This is a genomic window from Natrialba taiwanensis DSM 12281 (assembly GCF_000337595.1).
In the GTDB taxonomy this organism is placed as follows: Archaea; Halobacteriota; Halobacteria; order Halobacteriales; family Natrialbaceae; genus Natrialba; species Natrialba taiwanensis.
Map to the genome: position 1 here is coordinate 109853 of NZ_AOIL01000051.1, position 16996 is coordinate 126848.

Genomic DNA, 16996 nt, shown 5'->3' on the forward strand with positions numbered 1-16996 from the left:
CGGTGCCGAGGTGAGAACCAATGTACGAGAAACGTATCGGGAGTCCGCAACGTGACCCGTTCGATGCCCTGGTCGACGGTCTCGCCGCGGCCGATCGGTACGATCTCGTCCTCGGGATCATTCCGATCGCATTCGCGGTTGCACTGGTCGTCGCGACCGTCGCGAACGTGCCGGTGACACAGCCGCTCGCCGTCGCCGCGCTCGTCGGCATCGTCGCCATCGTCGATGCCTGTTATCGAAACCCACCGATCGACCAGGGATCGACGTAACGGCGTGATATCGACCGCCAACATGCAACCGTTTTCCGGCGCGCGACCGCCGGTTTCGTCCCGGCGAGCGCCGCCCCGGAACCCTTTTACAGGGCACTGGCATATCCGTACACACCGATGGGACTGGGTTCGGATATGTACCGACAGCAGATCCTCGACCACTACAAGAATCCCCGCAACTACGGGGAACTCGAGGATCCAACGTTTACCCACGTCGGCGAGAACCCGATGTGCGGCGACGAGATTCGTATGGATGTCAAACTCGATGACGACGAGGAAACTATCGAGCGAGTCGCCTTCTCCGGCGATGGCTGTGCCATCAGCCAGGCCTCCGCGAGCATGCTCTCGGGTGAACTCCACGGCAAAACCGTCGACGAACTCCTCGAGATGGACCGCGACGACATCATCGACATGCTCGGCGTCGATATCTCGCCGATGCGCGTCAAATGTGCCGTCCTCGCGGAGAAAGTCGCCCAGGACGGTGCCGAAATCTACCAGGGTGAACTCGACGTGGAGAAGACGACGACCGAGGACTAAGAACTGAGGATTGCGGATTTCGGACTTCGGACTGACCGCCACACACTCGTTCTACCGCCGTTTCGATTTCGATTCGAACCGTAAGAACTCGAGAGTGCGAGTTCGGTTCACCATACCCTGCCGCGTGATCCCGAGTTGGGAGTGCTGTGTAGCAAGTGCGCTCGATCAGTGATTTGGTGATTTCGGACTGTGGTGCGTCGCTGACGGATACCCAAGCACGAATGCACAAAACGACGGTAATGAGAGAGATGGCAACGAAACGGCGGTACAGTAGTTACTCTGCTTTCAGCCCGCCGTCTTGGACACGCATGACCGCCTCGCCGTCGGCGAGGTTCGGCGCGTCGACCAGGCGGACGATCCGCTTGTCGCCCTTGGACTTGCGGAGGTACATCCGGAAGGTCGACTTGTGGCCGAGGATGTTGCCGCCGATCGGCTGCGTCGGGTCGCCGAAGAACGAGTCCGGGTTCGAGGCAACCTGATTCGTCACGATGACGGCCGCGTTGTAGAGGTTGCCGACCTTATCCAGGTCGTGGAGGTGCTTGTTGAGCTTCTGTTGGCGCTCTGCGAGTTCACCGCGGCCGACGTACTCGGCGCGGAAGTGGGCGGTCAGCGAGTCGACACAGAGGAGGCGAATCGGGTACTCGGCCTCTTCGTGCTCGCTGGCCAGTTCCTTTGCCTTCTCGGCTAGCAGCATCTGGTGGTTGGAGTTGAACGCCTTCGCGACGTGAATCTTGTCAAGGATGTCCTCGACGAGTTCGTCGACGGCGGCCTCGTCGGCGGCCGAGCCTTCGATGTCGCGGTCTTCGAGCGTCGCGTTGATCACGTCGTCCGAGAGACCGCGGACCATGTCGTCGATGCGCTCGGGGCGGAACGTGTCCTCCGAGTCGACGAACATCGCAGCACCGTGGAGACCGCCGACCTCCTTGGGAAGCTGGACGTTGACGACCATCTGGTGGGTGACCTGGGATTTCCCCGCACCGAACTCGCCGTAGACTTCGGTGATCGACTGGGTTTCGATGCCGCCGCCGAGGAGTTCGTCGACCTCGTCGATCTGCCAGCTCAGTTTGCCGATTTTGTTCCGTCGTTCGAGTACCGTCGAGCCGGTTTCGAAGCCGCCGACGTCGGCGGCATCGCGGGCGGCGTTGACGATATCGGCTGCAGTGGAGTCGCCGACATCGGCGGTATTCGAGAGTTCAGCGGGGGCGGCGACGGCGAGGCTCTGGAAGGAGTCAAAGCCCGCGTCGTGGAGTTTGTCTGCGGTTGCCGGTCCAACGCCGGGGAGTTCCTCGAGGTCTGCGTCTGCCATACTCCGTCGTTGTCCCGGCGACCCCATAAACCCTCGTTAACAGGAGAGTGAAAGTGAAAGTGTGGGGAGGCGGCGGGGTAGCTGACAATCAAACCGGAGGTTGAAGAGTGAAGGCAGCGAGAACGAGACGATCAGGGTATCGACGCGTCGGTGGGTGGCCACTCGAAGCAGGTGAGACGGTCGTCACTGCCGACGTAGAGGCGCTGTTCGGCGAGTGCGGGCGTGTTCGTGATCGCGCCCTCGAGTGCAGCGTGCCACCGGTGGCTCCAGCCGTCGACGAGGTCGATACCGTAGAGCGACCCGGTCGTGTCCCCGACACAGAGGACGGTCCCGGCGACAACGGGACTTGCGCTGACGGTGCCGTCCAGCGCGACGCCCTTTTTCGAGAATAGCCAGCCGCGGCGCTTTCGCCGGCCGACCGTCGTGTCGGTAACGTGGGCGTAGCCGTCGGCAGCGCCGACGATTGTCATCCCCTCCTCGGCGAGGACTGTGACGCCGGAGGTGAACTCGTCGGCGATGGAATAGCTGAACCAGGTTTGGCCAGTGTCAGCATTGAGCGCGAGGAGGGTGCCGCCGTCGTCGGCGACGTAGACACGTCCGCCGGCGATCGTTGGGCCGGCGGGAACGTCGCCGTTCGTGGGTGCAGACCAGATTACAGTCCCGGATTCTGTCCCGAGACACTCGACTGTCCCACCCTCTGTGGCAGCGTAAAGACGGGGTCCGTCCCAGGTTTGTCGTTCCCGTTCCGAGTGCACCGAGCCGGTGTCCGCGTGGTTTCGGCCGAGTTCTTCCAGACCCAGGTCCCGTATTTGCTGGTCGCGTTCTAACTCCCTGTCGTCGCCGATTGCGGGCGATCCCGTCACGGCTGTTTCGGTCTCGGTGGTCCAGTGCTCCCCGCCGGAAGTACCGTCGAGAGCGGTGAGACCGTCCTCGTGGCCGGCGTACAGGTCGCCGGTCGCGTCGGAATAGACGAGTGTAGCCGTGAGTTGGGCGGGTACTGCCGTCGCCCAGTGCTGGTCACCCGTCGCCGGATCGAGTGCATAGATCGTGCCGTCGTCGGTGCCAAGATAGAGGCGATCGCGAGTAACGATCGGCGCCGCCTCGGTCGCCGCGGTCGTCTCGAAGACCCAGCGACGATACCCCGTCTCGTGGTCGAACGCGTAGCAGTTGCCGCGGCGTGTGCCGACGAAGACGGTGTCACGGTCGAGAACCGGCGAGCCGACGTGGCCGACGAGATCGGCCGTCCAGGCTGCGTCCAGATAGCGCGGGCCGGTCGCGTCGCGTCGAACGCCGGTGTGGCGAGAATCACCGCTGAGTTGTGTCCACGAAGTCACTGCCAGTGACTACTGAGTGAACCAGGATAATGCATGTGGCCTGTTGTCGTCCAGTTTGCCGTCCGCGAAACGTCACCGCTACTGTCTCACTTCGAGAATCCGCGCGTCACACTCGTTACAGGTGATCGCATAGACCTGATACGACCGACAGCAGGACTCGACTGTCTCCTCGTCCAGCGAAATCGTCCCGTTACAGCCCGGACACTGCTCGACGAACGCCCGAAGCCCGTTCGCCAACTGACTCCGTTGCTCGAGTGACAGCTGATCCCACTCCGGAACCTGCGTTGCAAGCGCACGCGAACTCGCGAGATCGGCGACGAGCGCGGCGTCTGACTCCCATTGGGCTGCGACCCTGTCCTCCACGCGAGCACGAACCGGCGACGTTGCGTCGTCGGGTTGGTCGATCGATACCGACGCCGGCTCCGTTTCGAGAAACGCCGCAACCTGAGTCGCTCGCTCGCCGTCCTGAATCTCGTCGATTGCCTCCTGCCAGGTCGTCTCGAGGTCGTCCGCAAGACAGAGGTCTTCCTGCTCTTGCTCGCCATCATCCGCCGCTCGCGTGCACGGAACGACGAGTTCATGTTCGAGGAACCACTGTTCGGGTTCGATCGATTCGCCGGCTGCGTGAGAGTGAGTGGCGTCGGCCCCCGTTTCGGCGGCATCGGTTTCGAGCGTCGAACCGCCCGGTTCGGGTGCCTTGTCGAACTTCGCGAGGAGCCAGTCGGGGAAGTATCGCTTCGTCAGCGCCGGCGTTCCCGGAACGAGGTACCCGCGGAGGCCGATGGCGGCAACGGAGAGAACGAACACGGCGACCGCAGCAATGGGTGATGCGATCGCAACCGCAACGGTCAGGACACCTGCGATAACGAGATTGACGGCAGTACAGGGGATACAGCGATTCTCACCGGTGTATTCGGGGTTGTGTATCTGGGCGAGGATCGGAAGCTGCGTGAGTTCCATATTTCATCCATTGGATAAAATTACAAAAACGTTTTCCCGCCGGTAATTGCCGGTACTATATCGGGCTCACGACGGCGATTCCGCAGTACACGCAGTACACGCAGTACACTCAGTACATCCGCAGCAACTGCGCATGGCGCGTCTCCCCGACATCAAGGACGTTCGCCTCGTCGACAAACCCCTCCTCGATCGCGAGGGAAACGGAGCGGGTGCCGACGATATTGGCCACGTCCGCCCGCGCGAGACTATCGATGACTACCGATTCGTCGACCTCGTCACCGCCGTAGAACTCGTCGGTGACCGTCAGAGAGAGGTCCTCGGCTTCGAACGTTTCGCCGAGGATATCACTGTCGCACACAGCGACGAGCAGTCCTTCCGGAGTCTGTCGTTCAGTCACGCGCATGATCGTATCCGCATCTCGTACGTACTGTGGAGTCGTGACCGTATTTGTGTTTATGGGTGTCGTGTGTCCACGGGGTCTGGAGTTCGTTCGTCTCTCGGGTTACCGGGTCACCGTCGTCACTCGAGTTCCCACTCGCGATCCCGATCAGTTTCGCGGCTGGGTTCCGTGAGTTCGTCCACACCGGTCGGCTGGCCCTCCATCTCCCGGCGGTCTTCCATGATCTCCTGTTCGGCCTGCTCGCGCATCTCGTTTGCCTCCTCGGCGATCTCCTCGGCCTCGTCGTACTCGCCGAGTTCTTCGAGAATCTCGGCTTTCTCTTCTAAGACCTTGGCGTTTCGCAGGCCGAGTCGGATCGCGTTGTCGATACACTGCAGGGCTTCTTCGGCCAGGCCGCGCTCCGAGAGGAAGAACGCGCGGTTGAACCAGCCCTCGGCGAAGCGCTCGTCTATCTCGATGGCGCGTTCGGCGTGCTCTAAGGCCTGGGCCGTCTCGCCGAACTCCCAGAGGGCGTAGGCGAGATTCGTCTCGGCCGTCGCGGCGTGTTCGCTCTGGTCGTCGATGTCGAGCGCCTCGCGGTGGGCACCGATCGCCGCGTCCCACTCCTCGAGTTCGGCGTGGGCGACGCCCTTGTTGACCCAGGCTTCCTGTTCGAGGCGCTCGTCGTCGGCAAAGCGGGCGGTCCGCTCGAAGGCGTCGGTCGCCTGCTCGTAGCGGTTGATCTGCATGTAGTTCAGCCCGACGTCGAGCAACTCGCTGGCGTCGACATCGTCGCTCGCGATCTGCTGGCTATCGAGCGTATCGGTGACGACTCGAGAGTCCACCGGGTCGACCTTCGAGGGGTCGATATCCAGTTCCGGCGGATCGAGATCGAACTCGTCGTAGGGATCTTCGAACCCCTCACCTTCGGAGAAACGGTGGTCGCGGGTATCCTCACCCTCTCGGTCAGTCATTACCCGAATTTGGCGTCGCGGACTGTTAAGGGCTGCGACCCGGCTACCGACGCCGTGCACGCAGCTGCGGTTCGGAACCACCGTTCGTCCGCCGACTTCACGACCTTGCGACCCCGAAACGAGCCATCGTTCGACGGATCGTCCGTTACCGTTGAGTACCGCGGCCGCGAGTGCACACGTATGCGTCTCTTCATCAGCGTCGACCTGCCTGACGACCTCACGGAACCGGTCGCCGACCTGCAGGACGAGTTCAACGACGCGAGCGGCCTCAATTTCATTGATCCCGAGCAGGCCCACGTGACGCTGAAATTCCTCGGCGACGTCGACGGCGAGCGAGTGCCCGACCTCGAATCTGAACTCGAGGCTGCGATCGCCGACGCCGGAGTTAACCCCTTCCCCGTCCGCTACGGCGGTCTGGGCGTCTTCCCAAGTCTCGAGTACATCAGCGTGGTCTGGTTCGGCACCGAAATCGGCGGCGACGAACTCACCGCGCTGCACGAGGCCATCGAGGAGCGAACGACGGAGATGGGATTCGAGGCGGAGTCCCACGAGTTCACGCCGCACGTGACGCTTGCGCGCATGGAGCACGCGGGCGGGAAGGAGTTGGTGCAAGAACTCGTCCGCGAGCGAGAACCGACGGTCGGCGAGACGCGCGTTGAGGAGGTCAGATTGACCGAGAGCACGCTCACTGAGGAGGGGCCGGTGTACTCGACGGTGGCGCGGTTCCCGCTCGACGAGTGACCGACTCCACCCGGCTGTGGCCGCCAGTATGCGTCGTTGTGAGTGCGCTATCGGTCGCCTACAGCCACTGTAGCGCCCGCATACGGCACGATAGCCGAACGATACAGCACCGGGAGTGATAGGGACCGATCCCGTAGCCGGACCGGTCGATGGGGAACTCGTCCACGGCGGATCCCGGTCCCGACCATTCCGATCACCGCGACCACACCACCGCGACTGCCCAGCGTCGCTCTCGCATCGGACGAACCGCCTCGGTCAGCCGCCGCGAGTTCATCGCCGCGGTCGGCGGCGTCGGCGCGGCCTCGCTCGTCAGTCCGAGCACGGACGCCGCCCAAACCGATACCGGGACGCTCCGCGTGCGCGTCTCTCCCGGCCCCATTCCGCCGACCGTCTGGATCCGATACGGGATTTCGGGCCTGCGACGCGACTGGCCGGTCCCCTTTCGGGAGTGTTTCGCTGCAATCGAGGACGCCATGGCACAGCTCCAAACCTACGCCGTCTCCCACTCCGACCGCATCGACGCCGATTTCGACATTCGCGTCGAGCGCGGCCCATCCGTCCGTTTCCCCCCGCTCGCGACGCCGCGGCCATCCGAACTCGTCCTGCCATCGCTATCGACCGTCCTCGACGTCTTTCGCGAGCAGCTTCGGGACCGCGGTGAACTCGGCGGGCCGGCCTGTCACGTGCTGTTTTGCTGGTCCCCGCTCAACTACCGGGTCGGCTACGGCGGGACGATGTCCCCGAACGATCTGGTCGGTGCAACGGGTTCCGATGGCGCCGCCGCGGACGGCGCACAAACCGTCGCCAACATCGGGGCGACCAAAGTCTGGGACTCGCGAGCCATCAGCCGGAACATCGCCATTCACGAGGTCTTTCACACGTTGCTCCCGCCGGAACTCGTTGAGGCGGTCGGCGGGACGGACTGTGACCACGACCTCGGAGCCGCGACTCGAGTTCAGACCGGCGGGGACGACCAAGCACTTCGCGTGACGCCGATGGCAACCGCCTACGCCGGCCCGGACGAACTCGGCGGCGGAACGCGCTTTCACGGCACCGGCTGCTACGACCACGACGAGTTCACCCGCCACGACGGCTACGAAGGCGTCGACCGATTCGAGTACACGACGACGGTGAGTGAGGCGACGCTCGCGGTGGCGACGCGGTATTTAGAACGTATTGGGGAGCGACGGCGAGCGTGAAAACGGAAGGGTGACAAGGTGAACTCGTACCGACCACGGACCACTGCTCACCGACCGGTCCCGAAAGATGGACAAGATTTTAAGCCAGCACGGGCTACGTCCGGCTACTATGGGTAAGAAATCGAAGGGCAAGAAAAAGCGACTTGCCAAACTCGAGAACCAGAACAGCCGCGTTCCGGCCTGGGTTATGATGAAGACGGACATGGAAGTCCAGCGGAACCCGAAACGACGCAACTGGCGGCGTAACGACACTGACGAGTAATACAATGAGTGCAAGTGATTTCGAAGAACGCGTCGTAACCGTCCCGCTTCGGGACGTCAAGAAGGGAGCCAACCACGAGGCCGCAGACCTCGCCATGCGACTCGTCCGTGACCACCTCGCGAAGCACTTTGCGGTCGACGGGGACGCCATCCGACTGGACCCCTCGATCAACGAGGCAGTCTGGTCGAACGGGCGCTCGAACCCGCCACGAAAACTTCGCGTCCGCGCGGCTCGTTTCGACGAAGAGGGTGACGCCGTCGTCGAAGCCGAGGTCGCCGACTAACCACTACACTTGCAACGCCTCGCCTTCGCCGGGTCGGCCTACGTCGGCGTCTTCGCCCGCGCGACCGACTCGTGCGTGCTCGTTCGTCCCGATATCGACGACGACGCCGTCGCCGACCTGACCGACGAACTCGAGGTGCCCGCAATCGAAACGACCGTCGGCGGCTCCTCGACGGTCGGCGCATTAGCGACGGGTAACGAAAACGGCCTGCTCGTCAGCTCTCGCGTCCTCGAGTACGAACGCGAGACGCTCGCCGAGGAAGTCGACGTTCCCGTGGCCGAACTGCCGGGCAGTATCAACGCCGCCGGGAACGTCGTCCTCGCGAACGATTACGGAGCCTACGTCCATCCGGACCTGCCCCGGGAGGCAATTCAGATCGTCACGGACACGCTCGATGTACCCGTCGAACGCGGCGATCTCGCGGGCGTCCGAACCGTCGGCACCGCCGCCGTCGCGACAAACGATGGCGTCCTCTGTCACCCCAAGGCGACCGACGAAGAACTCGATGTCTTGGAGGACGTTCTCGACGTCCGCGCCGATGTCGGGACGATCAACTACGGCGCGCCGCTCGTCGGCTCCGGCCTGCTGGCAAACGAGTTCGGCTACGTCGTCGGCCAGGATACGACCGGCCCTGAACTCGGCCGAATCGAAGATGCGCTCGGGTATCTCGACTGATCCGTCACGCCACGGCTCGAGTTGTTTGGCGCGGACCCGGACACTGGATACCGGACGGCTAGCATTCGTTTCTGATAGCGGTTTCGTGACTGTATCGCGTTCGTAACGTGGCTCGCAGTGACGGGTAACCTCAGTGCGTATCTGGCGATGGAACAACTACTCGGTCTCAGCGCCGCGATTCCGGTCGCGCTTGCACTGTTCGGGTCGGTAGCTCGCGGCCTCCGGTGACCGCCGCCCGCGCTAATTGAGAGCACTCGAACCGACGGAACAGAACTTGGCGTGCAAACGGTGGCGGATACTGGAGCAGACATCGATACCACGGGGTCCGTCGGAGAACGGACGCAGCCGACTCGCGGGGCAGCCGGAATCGAAAACGCTACTGTCGTTCGAATCGATGGCGGACGACTCCGCTGGCGTCGTCCCACTCGAAGTCATCATGAGTGCGGGAGAGCAGTTGCCGATACGCTTCGAGATCGGCCATCCCCTCCGCTCGTGCGTCCTCGTCGGTCAGCTCGCCGAGCGTACGCTCGGTCACGTCGGTCACTACGAACGTCGTCTCGCCGATGATAAACGTATCGCCCGTCGACGCGTACTGGTGGCCGCGGTGGATCTGGGTGACATCGCCTTCGAGAACCTGCGTTTGCAGCCGGTCGCTGGGGAGTAACTCGCTCGGATCGAGTTCGCTCATACCCGTGCGTACGCGGCCCCGGACAAAATCGGTTGGGCACCGTAATGGATGTCTCGAGCTGTTCACATAATCAACATTTATACTGTCTTCCGACGATACGTTTCGTATGGTCCTCCAATCGGTATTCGCCCGGTTTCGAACCGGGTTCGAAATCGCGAAGGCATCCTTCGGGGTCTTGCGGCGCGAGAAGTGGTTACTCGCGTTTCCAGTATTGTACGGAGCGTCCTGGCTCGTCGGGTTGATTGGCCTTGTCGGCGGGATTGTTGCGGCGCTCTTCGGCGTCGGCTACGGGATGGCGCTCCTAGAGCAGGTCACGAACGTCTCTCCCGCAACCGCCGATACGGCTGTGACCGCCACGCTGGTCGCCGCCGCGGTCGGATTCATGTTCGTCGCAACGTCGATTGCGACGTTTTTCAGCGCGGCGCTCGTCCACGCCGTCGGCACCCTCTTTACGGACGAACCGACGGGGATCCGTGCCGGCCTCGCGGGTGCCTGGGAATCGCGCCGGACGATTCTCGCGTGGGGCGTCGTCGGCGCGGCAGTCGGTCTGCTCTTTCGGGCGCTCGAGAGTCAGGACGGACTCCCGGCCCAGATCATCAGATCGGTTGCCGGCTTTGCGTGGTTCGCGATGACGTTTTTCATCGTTCCCGTGATCGTCTTTCAGGACGGGAGCGTTCGCGAGTCGATGCGCGAAAGCGTCGGTCTGTTCCGCGAGACGTGGGGGCAGGTCGGTGGTATCAACCTCGGCGTCGGACTCGTACTGCTGCCGCCGATGATCCTCACCGGACTCGCTGGAATCGGCTTGCCAGTGTTCGTTCTCGACGACCCCTGGTCGGTTCTCGCGTTCACGCTCGTACCGACGCTGTTGGTACTCGGTGCGCTCATGGTCATCTACCAGGCCGCAACCGGAGTCGCAAAGACGGCGCTGTACCAGTACGCACGCGAGGGGACGCTGCCGCCGGAGTTCGACGGCATCGATCCCGATACTCTGACGCGGTCTTCCGGACCGACTAGTGCGCTGAACCAGCCACCGAATCAGAAGCCCGGCCAGATATAGACGATAGTAGCCGCTGAAAGTCAGTGCATACCTGGTCGCACGGCCGCCGTGCAATCAGTGTGCAAACGGTTCAGTTGTGTTACAGAGGAACCCCCTCGGAACCCGACTCACACAGTCTGTCTCCTCCGGAGACGATCGGTCCCGTTGAGACGATCGAGACGCCAGTGGCGACGGAGAAATGGCTACGGAAGGGAAGATTCTTCCGACTGCCTGCCGGAGTGATAGCCATGAGTCAGTTTGCGGTCACCGGCCGGTTCACCGTTCGCGACGGCTACGCGGCGGGTGGAACTCGGCTACGGCCGGAAACGAGGCTGTTGCCCGCGAGCACTCCGAGACTCGTTTCGGCAGCCAGCGTGGACTCACGCGCACGGAAATCGAAGATGACGACTACGACAACGGAGGTTGATGCAGAATGAGCCAACAGCAACTTCAGCAGCTCTCCCAGGAACTGCAAGAGATCGAAGAACAGATCGACACACTCGAAGCGAACGTCGAAGAAATCCAGCAAGAGCAGACCGAAGTCGACGAGGCCATCGACGCGCTCGACACCCTCGAGAGCGACTCGACGGTACAGGTCCCGCTCGGCGGCGGTGCCTATCTGCGTGCGACCATCGACGATATCGACGAAGCGATCGTCGAACTCGGATCCGATTACGCCGCAGAGTTCGAGCAAGACGACGCGGTCGAGGTCCTCGAACGCAAGAAAGAGACCCTCGACGACCAGATCGACGACCTCAACGACGAGATCGACGATCTCCAAAGCGAGAGCGACGAACTCGAATCGCAGGCCCAGCAACTCCAACAGCAGGCGATGCAACAGCAGATGCAGCAACTTGGCGGGCAGGGCCAGGAGCCCGACGAATAGTCGATACGCAGTAGTCAGTCCGCAGTTCGACGACCGATCGATTCCGTTCCCTGTTACCGCAGTACGCAGTTACCGGGTCCAAGTCACCACCGACCGATCACAGCCACCAACAGTTCCAGTCACCGTTACCGTTACCAATGTTCGATAACCTGAAGGAGAAACTCGGAAGCTTCCGCAAGGATGCCGAGGAAGCAGCCGAAGAGAACGTGGAGGAAGTCGACGAGACAGCAGCTGAAGCCGAAGCCGAAGCCGAAATCGAAGCCGAGGGAGAGCGGGAAGGGGAAGGGGAAGGGAAAGAAGGAGACGAAATCGACCCCGACACTCCCGAAAGCACTGTCGCGGAGGCTCCCCCCACCCAGGACGCTGCCGCTCACGCAACGGACGAGCCCGCCACGCCAGACGACGCTGCGACCGCCGCTTCGAGTTCAGCGTCGGACCCCAGCGACGGTGGTGAGGAGACCGTGGCCGACTCTCGGTCGGAGCCAGCGCCGGCAACCGACGCGACACCAGACTCTTCGCCGGGTTCCGAGTCGGCACCGCGACACGACACCGAGACGGCGACACCGGCAGCTGCCACTGAAGCCGACGCTGAACTCGGCGGAGACACTGCGTCGGCAGTCGACGAGACTGAGGGCGAAGACGAGGGAGAGGACGAAGACGAGACAAAAGCTGACGACACCACCAGTACCGGCTTCGGTCGCAAAGCCAAATCCTTCGTCAAGGGCAAGTTCGTCATCGAAGAGGAGGACCTGGAGGACCCGCTTTACGAACTCGAGATGGCGCTGCTTTCGAGCGACGTCGAGATGGGCGTCGCCGAGGAGATCCTCGACACCATCCGCGATGAACTCGTGGGGGAGACGCGTACGTTTACGACCTCGACCGGAGACGTCGTCGAAAACGCGCTTCGGGAGGCGATCCACGACGTGATCAGCGTCGGTCAGTTCGACTTCGACGAGCACATCGCGGTCGAGGACAAGCCGGTCACGATCGTCTTCACCGGCGTTAACGGCGTCGGGAAGACGACCTCGATCGCAAAACTTAGCCGTTACTTCGAGGAGCGAGGGTACTCGACGGTGATGGCAAACGGGGACACCTACCGCGCGGGTGCCAACGAGCAGATTCAGGAACACGCCGACGAGCTCGACACGAAGCTCATCGCCCACGAACAGGGCGGGGACCCAGCCGCGGTGTTGTACGACGCCGTCGAGTACGCCGAAGCCAACGATATCGATGTCGTCCTCGGCGATACGGCAGGGCGACTGCACACGAACGAAGGGCTGATGGACCAACTGGAGAAAATCGACCGCGTCGTCGATCCCGACATGACGCTGTTCGTCGACGAAGCCGTCGCCGGGCAGGACGCGGTCAACCGCGCTCGCGAGTTCAACGACGCGGCCGAAGTCGATGGTACGATTTTGACGAAAGCGGATGCGGACTCGAACGGCGGGGCGGCGATTTCGATCGCACACGTGACCGGCAAGCCGATTCTGTTCCTCGGTATCGGGCAGGGATACGACGACATCGAGCGGTTCGATCCGGACGAGATGGTCGATCGATTGCTCGAGGAAGACGCGTAGCGGGTAGCGGGCTCTCTCGCTGCTGGGCTGGAGATGCGTCGCAGAGCGGCGACGGACGGCGACCGCGGCTGCACTCGGAATCGACGGTGTGCTTGATTACCGCAGGAAACAGCGATCGAAGACGAAATGTATATTGGTGTTGTGTCTGACAGAAGAGTATGCGCCCTCCTCGATCTCGGCGGTCCCTTCTTGCGACGGTTGCGGCGGTGGTCCCATTTACAGCTGGCTGTTCGGAAGCGTGGTTTGACGACCCCGAAACGCCAGCAGAGACGTCGACGACGGTTACTCCCGAATCGTACGACTGCACCGATCTCTCCCGTCCGGAGCCCCGTCCCGAGGCCACGTCGTCCACGTCGACATTTGAGGATGGCTCGGCGGAGCAGTCGCTCGAACCGCTCGAGTATCCGTCGACGCTCCCGGATGCCGAAACGACGACCGGGGCAGCCACCCAGTACGCGATCGAGTTCGAGCAGGCGTATCGACAGAACGCACTGCTCGTCGAATACGGGGAAGCGACGCGCGCGTTCGATCTCTCAGTCACTGATCGGCAGTCGTCACCGATCGGGGCGGACGGAGAGACGAACGGCAATGTGACCGAAGCGAATACAGCAGAGAGGGAAGAGTCGGCAACGGGCTCGAACGGCACCCTCGTCTCGCTCGTCTACAACCTGACAACTGAAACAACCGACGGTAACAACACGAAGTGGGGTGTACGAGCGGTTTATTACGTTGGCGAGGTCGTCCTGCGAGCCGTCTACGGCGGTATCGCCAACGACCCGACGTTCGATCCCGACCCCCGAGAGCGAGCCCACAGCGAACTCGTCGCCTGCCTCCGATGAACGAGAACAAGACCAAAACCAATAGCCACTGCCCCATCGGCCACCGGTGGCAAAACACCAGTAGCTTATGCGCACACCCTCCATAGCCCTCGATATGTCCCGTGGTATCGGCGTGTTCGACCCGATTCAGGAAACCATTCCCGAGTGGGCCGCCATCGTCGTCGCGCTCGTGACGCAACTCGGAGATATCTGGTTTCTCGCGGTCCTCCTCGGTGTGCTCTACTGGCGTCGCCCACGCGAGCGCGGGGACCTCCTCGTCGTCGCCGGCCTCGGCCTGGCCGGATTCGCTCTGATTACGACGCTCAAGTACACCTTCGCGCTGCCGCGGCCGGCACACGCACTCGTTGAACTCGAGACGCTTTCGCCGACGGTCCGCCCGTTGTACGAACTCACCGGGACGGGAAGCGGCTACGGCTTTCCGAGCGGGCACGCGCTGGTGACGACGGTCGTCTACGGGAGCTTGGCGGCGCGGCTGTCGCTCTGGACGCTGCGACGGCGAGTGCTCGCGGCGGGAACGCTCGTCACGGTGGTCTGTCTCTCCCGGGTCGCCCTCGGGGTGCACTTCGCCGTGGATGTGGTCGCCGGAATCGGGATCGGGCTGGCGTTTCTACTCGCAGTCACGGGCCTGCTGACGCGGTATCCGGACGACGAACAGACTGTCGTCTTCGTGATCGCGGCCGCCCTGAGCGTCGCCGCGGTGGTCGCGAGCAGCGCCACCCTCGATTCGATTCTCGTTCTCCTCGGATCGCTCGGCGCGGTCCTCGGCTGGCGGATCGTCGGCCGGGAGCGGCTGACGGCGGTTCCGGGGAGCCGGTGACGGTGACGGTGACGGCGACGACGATGACGATGACAGTGACGGCGCGTTTATCACGCCCGATCTAGAACGGAGGGTATGGAATCCATCCGCGTCGCAACCCGCTCTGACGCGGCCGCCGTCCGGGAAATCTACGCCCCGTTCTGTACGTCCTCGGCGGTCACGTTCGAAGAGACGCCGCCGACCGAGTCCGAAATGGCCGACCGCATCGAGTCGACGCTCGAACAGTATCCGTGGCTCGTCGCCGAAACCGAGGCGGGCATCGTCGGCTACGCGTACGCAGGGCCGCTGCGCAAGCGCCAGGCCTACGAGTGGCTTGTCGAACTCTCGGTCTACGTGGCCGAGGACGCCCGCCGGTCGGGCGTCGGTCGCTCGCTGTACGAGGCGTTGTTCGCGGTTCTCGAGCGGCAGGGCTACTACGATGCCTACGCAGTGACGACGCTGCCGAATCCGGACACGGTCCGGTTCCACGAGCGACTGGACTTCGAACGGCTCGTCGACTTCCCCGCAATGGGGTACACGCAAAACGCCTGGCACGACGTCTGCTGGTGGCGACGCCCGCTCGCCGAGAAGGAGGACGACCCGGACCGACCCACGCCGTTTCAAGCGTTCAGCGAAGCGGTCGATGTGGACTCGATACTCGCAGCCGAAGCAGACGGGGTATCCGACACAGCGGGGCCAACCGAAGTCTCTTAGTGACCCCCGACTGACACGGTCGCTATGGCACCCTCGAACTGGCGCACCTACCTCGTGACACAAGCCTCGCTTTCGGCGGGCCGGTCGACGGCGGAGATCGCCCGCGAGGCCATTGCCGGTGGCGTCGACGCGATTCAGCTTCGGGAGAAAGACACCGACGCGCGAACCCGATACGAACTCGGGCGCGAACTCCGCGAGTTCACGGCCGAGGCGGACGTCGCGCTCATCGTCAACGACCGGGTGGACCTCGCGCAGGCGATCGACGCCGACGGCGTCCACGTCGGACAGTCCGATCTCCCGGTCGCCGTCGCGCGCGACCTGCTCGGTCCCGACGCGATCGTCGGCTGCTCGACTTCGACGGTCGCCGAGGCACGGCAGGCCGAAGCCGACGGTGCGGACTACCTTGGCGTCGGCTCGATCTACGGAACGACATCGAAGAGCGTCGCCGAACACAAAGACGGCATCGGCCCCGAGCGCGTCGCCGAGATCACCGACGCCGTCTCGATCCCGGTCGTCGGCATCGGCGGCATCACCGCCGACAACGCCGGTCCCATCGCCGACGCTGGCGCTATCGGCGTCGCCGTCATCTCCGAAATCACCGCCGCCGACGATCCACGGACTGCGACTGAAGCGCTCTCGGCGGCTCTCGAAGCACCAACGCAAAGCCCCTCGAGCACGGAGGGACAGCCATGACTGACTCGATCGACGTACCCAGCGCTGAACTCGCGAATTCCTTCCGGGCGATCGACGAGTCAGCGCCGCTTGTCCAGGCATTGACGAACGAGGTGACGATGAACGACGTGGCGAACCTTATCCTGCACTGGGACGGGCTGCCGGTAATGGCAGACTCGCCCGGCGATGCCGGCGAGATGGCCCAAGGCGCGGACGCGCTCTTGCTCAACACCGGCCAGGTTCCGGCGACGAAAGTCGAAGCCATGCGCGAGGCCGCACAGACGGCAACCGAGCGCGGAATCCCGATCGTCCTCGATCCCGTCGGCGTCGGGTCGACTCCGACGCGCAAGGACGTTGCACAGACGCTGCTCACGGACGTGACGTTCACCGTGATCAAGGGCAATTACGGCGAGATCAGCGCGCTCGCCGGGGTCGAGGCGGACGTGAAAGGCGTCGAATCGGTCGGCGACTACGAGAAAATCGAGGAGACGGCACGATCGCTCGCAGACTCGACCGGGTCGATCGTCGTCGCCTCCGGCGTCGAAGATATCGTCGCCGACGCCGACAGCACCTATCGACTCACCGCGGGCCACGAAATGCTCGGCGAAGTCGTTGGCACCGGCTGCATGCTCGGCGCGACGCTTGCGGCGTTCAACGGTGCACTCGAGGACAAACACGCCGCCGCACTCCACGGCACGCTCGCCTTCGGCATCGCCGGCGAACGCGCCGCCGAACTCCACTACGAGGGACCGGCGAGCTACCGGACGAACTTCCACGATGCAGTCGCCGGGCTGACAGCCGATGTCGTCTCCGAACTCGACCTCGAGTTCAGCGGCCGCGTCGAACGGGTCGCGTGAGGCGGGTGTGCG

The 16996-nt window shown here is 63.4% G+C and carries 21 protein-coding genes; 15 read left to right on the forward strand and 6 right to left on the reverse strand.

The window, feature by feature from the left end; translation table 11 throughout:
* The first annotated feature begins 20 nt into the window (after positions 1-20).
* Positions 21-269: a hypothetical protein gene (locus C484_RS15365; RefSeq protein ID WP_006826821.1), complete on the forward strand. Its 249-nt coding sequence runs from the start codon at positions 21-23 to the stop codon at positions 267-269.
* A gap of 117 nt (positions 270-386) precedes the next feature.
* The gene (sufU, locus tag C484_RS15370; RefSeq protein WP_006665135.1) at positions 387-806 is read left to right on the forward strand and encodes a Fe-S cluster assembly sulfur transfer protein SufU; all 420 of its coding nucleotides are present in this window, start codon (positions 387-389) and stop codon (positions 804-806) included.
* A gap of 274 nt (positions 807-1080) precedes the next feature.
* On the opposite strand, the gene radA is transcribed toward sufU, so the two are convergent.
* The 5 genes from radA to C484_RS15395 all read right to left on the reverse strand — a co-directional run bounded on the left by radA (position 1081) and on the right by C484_RS15395 (position 5759).
* Positions 1081-2112 carry a DNA repair and recombination protein RadA gene (gene radA / locus C484_RS15375; protein WP_006826822.1) on the reverse strand — a complete coding sequence of 344 codons (1032 nt, stop codon included), beginning with the start codon at positions 2110-2112 and terminating at the stop codon, positions 1081-1083.
* A gap of 131 nt (positions 2113-2243) precedes the next feature.
* Positions 2244-3446, reverse strand: a complete 1203-nt coding sequence (locus C484_RS15380) for an outer membrane protein assembly factor BamB family protein (protein WP_006826823.1) — start codon at positions 3444-3446, stop codon at positions 2244-2246.
* Positions 3447-3524: 78 nt separating this feature from the next.
* Complete coding sequence (locus C484_RS15385; protein WP_006826824.1) at positions 3525-4406, reverse strand: hypothetical protein; 882 nt, start codon at positions 4404-4406, stop codon at positions 3525-3527.
* Between the two features lie 109 nt (positions 4407-4515).
* The gene (locus tag C484_RS15390; RefSeq protein ID WP_006826825.1) at positions 4516-4809 is read right to left on the reverse strand and encodes a DUF424 domain-containing protein; all 294 of its coding nucleotides are present in this window, start codon (positions 4807-4809) and stop codon (positions 4516-4518) included.
* A gap of 116 nt (positions 4810-4925) precedes the next feature.
* On the reverse strand, positions 4926-5759 hold the full coding sequence (locus tag C484_RS15395; RefSeq protein ID WP_006826826.1) for a tetratricopeptide repeat protein: 834 nt from the start codon (positions 5757-5759) through the stop codon (positions 4926-4928).
* Between the two features lie 180 nt (positions 5760-5939).
* On the opposite strand from C484_RS15395, the gene thpR reads away from it, so the two are divergent.
* The 5 genes from thpR (at position 5940) to C484_RS15420 (ending at position 8919) form a co-directional block, all read left to right on the forward strand.
* Complete coding sequence (gene thpR, locus C484_RS15400; protein ID WP_049915538.1) at positions 5940-6500, forward strand: RNA 2',3'-cyclic phosphodiesterase; 561 nt, start codon at positions 5940-5942, stop codon at positions 6498-6500.
* Between the two features lie 149 nt (positions 6501-6649).
* Positions 6650-7699: a hypothetical protein gene (locus C484_RS15405; protein ID WP_006826828.1), complete on the forward strand. Its 1050-nt coding sequence runs from the start codon at positions 6650-6652 to the stop codon at positions 7697-7699.
* 109 nt (positions 7700-7808) lie between these two features.
* Positions 7809-7961 (forward strand): 50S ribosomal protein L39e, encoded by a 153-nt coding sequence (locus tag C484_RS15410; protein ID WP_004267621.1) that lies wholly within the window; start codon positions 7809-7811, stop codon positions 7959-7961.
* 4 nt (positions 7962-7965) lie between these two features.
* Positions 7966-8244 carry a 50S ribosomal protein L31e gene (locus C484_RS15415; RefSeq protein WP_006110715.1) on the forward strand — a complete coding sequence of 93 codons (279 nt, stop codon included), beginning with the start codon at positions 7966-7968 and terminating at the stop codon, positions 8242-8244.
* 9 nt (positions 8245-8253) lie between these two features.
* Complete coding sequence (locus tag C484_RS15420; RefSeq protein ID WP_006665143.1) at positions 8254-8919, forward strand: translation initiation factor IF-6; 666 nt, start codon at positions 8254-8256, stop codon at positions 8917-8919.
* 376 nt (positions 8920-9295) lie between these two features.
* Here the strand turns inward: C484_RS15420 and C484_RS15425 are convergent, their stop codons facing one another.
* Complete coding sequence (locus C484_RS15425) at positions 9296-9607, reverse strand: ASCH domain-containing protein (RefSeq protein ID WP_006826829.1); 312 nt, start codon at positions 9605-9607, stop codon at positions 9296-9298.
* Between the two features lie 106 nt (positions 9608-9713).
* On the opposite strand from C484_RS15425, the gene C484_RS15430 reads away from it, so the two are divergent.
* From C484_RS15430 to thiM, 8 genes are all read left to right on the forward strand, one after another.
* A complete protein-coding gene (locus tag C484_RS15430; RefSeq protein WP_006826830.1) occupies positions 9714-10664 on the forward strand; it encodes a DUF6159 family protein in 951 nt (316 codons plus the stop codon).
* A 412-nt stretch (positions 10665-11076) separates the two neighbouring features.
* Positions 11077-11529, forward strand: a complete 453-nt coding sequence (gene pfdA, locus C484_RS15440; RefSeq protein WP_006826832.1) for a prefoldin subunit alpha — start codon at positions 11077-11079, stop codon at positions 11527-11529.
* 137 nt (positions 11530-11666) lie between these two features.
* A complete protein-coding gene (gene ftsY / locus C484_RS15445) occupies positions 11667-13106 on the forward strand; it encodes a signal recognition particle-docking protein FtsY (protein WP_006826833.1) in 1440 nt (479 codons plus the stop codon).
* A 158-nt stretch (positions 13107-13264) separates the two neighbouring features.
* Complete coding sequence (locus C484_RS15450) at positions 13265-13945, forward strand: hypothetical protein (RefSeq protein WP_152422726.1); 681 nt, start codon at positions 13265-13267, stop codon at positions 13943-13945.
* Positions 13946-14039: 94 nt separating this feature from the next.
* Positions 14040-14762 (forward strand): phosphatase PAP2 family protein, encoded by a 723-nt coding sequence (locus C484_RS15455; protein ID WP_006826835.1) that lies wholly within the window; start codon positions 14040-14042, stop codon positions 14760-14762.
* 75 nt (positions 14763-14837) lie between these two features.
* A complete protein-coding gene (locus C484_RS15460) occupies positions 14838-15455 on the forward strand; it encodes a GNAT family N-acetyltransferase (RefSeq protein ID WP_006826836.1) in 618 nt (205 codons plus the stop codon).
* A 24-nt stretch (positions 15456-15479) separates the two neighbouring features.
* The gene (thiE, locus tag C484_RS15465) at positions 15480-16148 is read left to right on the forward strand and encodes a thiamine phosphate synthase (RefSeq protein WP_006826837.1); all 669 of its coding nucleotides are present in this window, start codon (positions 15480-15482) and stop codon (positions 16146-16148) included.
* Entirely contained in the window at positions 16145-16984 is an 840-nt protein-coding gene (gene thiM, locus C484_RS15470) for a hydroxyethylthiazole kinase (RefSeq protein WP_006826838.1), read from the forward strand. The genes thiE and thiM overlap by 4 nt, the downstream gene beginning before the upstream one ends.
* Positions 16985-16996: the final 12 nt, after the last annotated feature.

Excerpts from the sequence above, each read along its gene's own strand:
- C484_RS15385 (WP_006826824.1), bottom strand. The coding sequence starts at position 4,406 with ATGGAACTCACGCAGCTTCCGATCCTCGCCCAGATACACAACCCCGAA.
- C484_RS15390 (WP_006826825.1), bottom strand. The coding sequence starts at position 4,809 with ATGCGCGTGACTGAACGACAGACTCCGGAAGGACTGCTCGTCGCTGTG.
- C484_RS15365 (WP_006826821.1), top strand. The coding sequence starts at position 21 with ATGTACGAGAAACGTATCGGGAGTCCGCAACGTGACCCGTTCGATGCC.
- radA (WP_006826822.1), bottom strand. The coding sequence starts at position 2,112 with ATGGCAGACGCAGACCTCGAGGAACTCCCCGGCGTTGGACCGGCAACC.
- thpR (WP_049915538.1), top strand. The coding sequence starts at position 5,940 with ATGCGTCTCTTCATCAGCGTCGACCTGCCTGACGACCTCACGGAACCG.
- C484_RS15395 (WP_006826826.1), bottom strand. The coding sequence starts at position 5,759 with ATGACTGACCGAGAGGGTGAGGATACCCGCGACCACCGTTTCTCCGAA.
- thiE (WP_006826837.1), top strand. The coding sequence starts at position 15,480 with ATGGCACCCTCGAACTGGCGCACCTACCTCGTGACACAAGCCTCGCTT.
- C484_RS15425 (WP_006826829.1), bottom strand. The coding sequence starts at position 9,607 with ATGAGCGAACTCGATCCGAGCGAGTTACTCCCCAGCGACCGGCTGCAA.
- C484_RS15405 (WP_006826828.1), top strand. The coding sequence starts at position 6,650 with ATGGGGAACTCGTCCACGGCGGATCCCGGTCCCGACCATTCCGATCAC.
- ftsY (WP_006826833.1), top strand. The coding sequence starts at position 11,667 with ATGTTCGATAACCTGAAGGAGAAACTCGGAAGCTTCCGCAAGGATGCC.
- C484_RS15430 (WP_006826830.1), top strand. The coding sequence starts at position 9,714 with ATGGTCCTCCAATCGGTATTCGCCCGGTTTCGAACCGGGTTCGAAATC.
- C484_RS15410 (WP_004267621.1), top strand. The coding sequence starts at position 7,809 with ATGGGTAAGAAATCGAAGGGCAAGAAAAAGCGACTTGCCAAACTCGAG.
- thiM (WP_006826838.1), top strand. The coding sequence starts at position 16,145 with ATGACTGACTCGATCGACGTACCCAGCGCTGAACTCGCGAATTCCTTC.
- sufU (WP_006665135.1), top strand. The coding sequence starts at position 387 with ATGGGACTGGGTTCGGATATGTACCGACAGCAGATCCTCGACCACTAC.
- C484_RS15460 (WP_006826836.1), top strand. The coding sequence starts at position 14,838 with ATGGAATCCATCCGCGTCGCAACCCGCTCTGACGCGGCCGCCGTCCGG.
- C484_RS15455 (WP_006826835.1), top strand. The coding sequence starts at position 14,040 with ATGTCCCGTGGTATCGGCGTGTTCGACCCGATTCAGGAAACCATTCCC.
- C484_RS15415 (WP_006110715.1), top strand. The coding sequence starts at position 7,966 with ATGAGTGCAAGTGATTTCGAAGAACGCGTCGTAACCGTCCCGCTTCGG.
- C484_RS15450 (WP_152422726.1), top strand. The coding sequence starts at position 13,265 with ATGCGCCCTCCTCGATCTCGGCGGTCCCTTCTTGCGACGGTTGCGGCG.
- pfdA (WP_006826832.1), top strand. The coding sequence starts at position 11,077 with ATGAGCCAACAGCAACTTCAGCAGCTCTCCCAGGAACTGCAAGAGATC.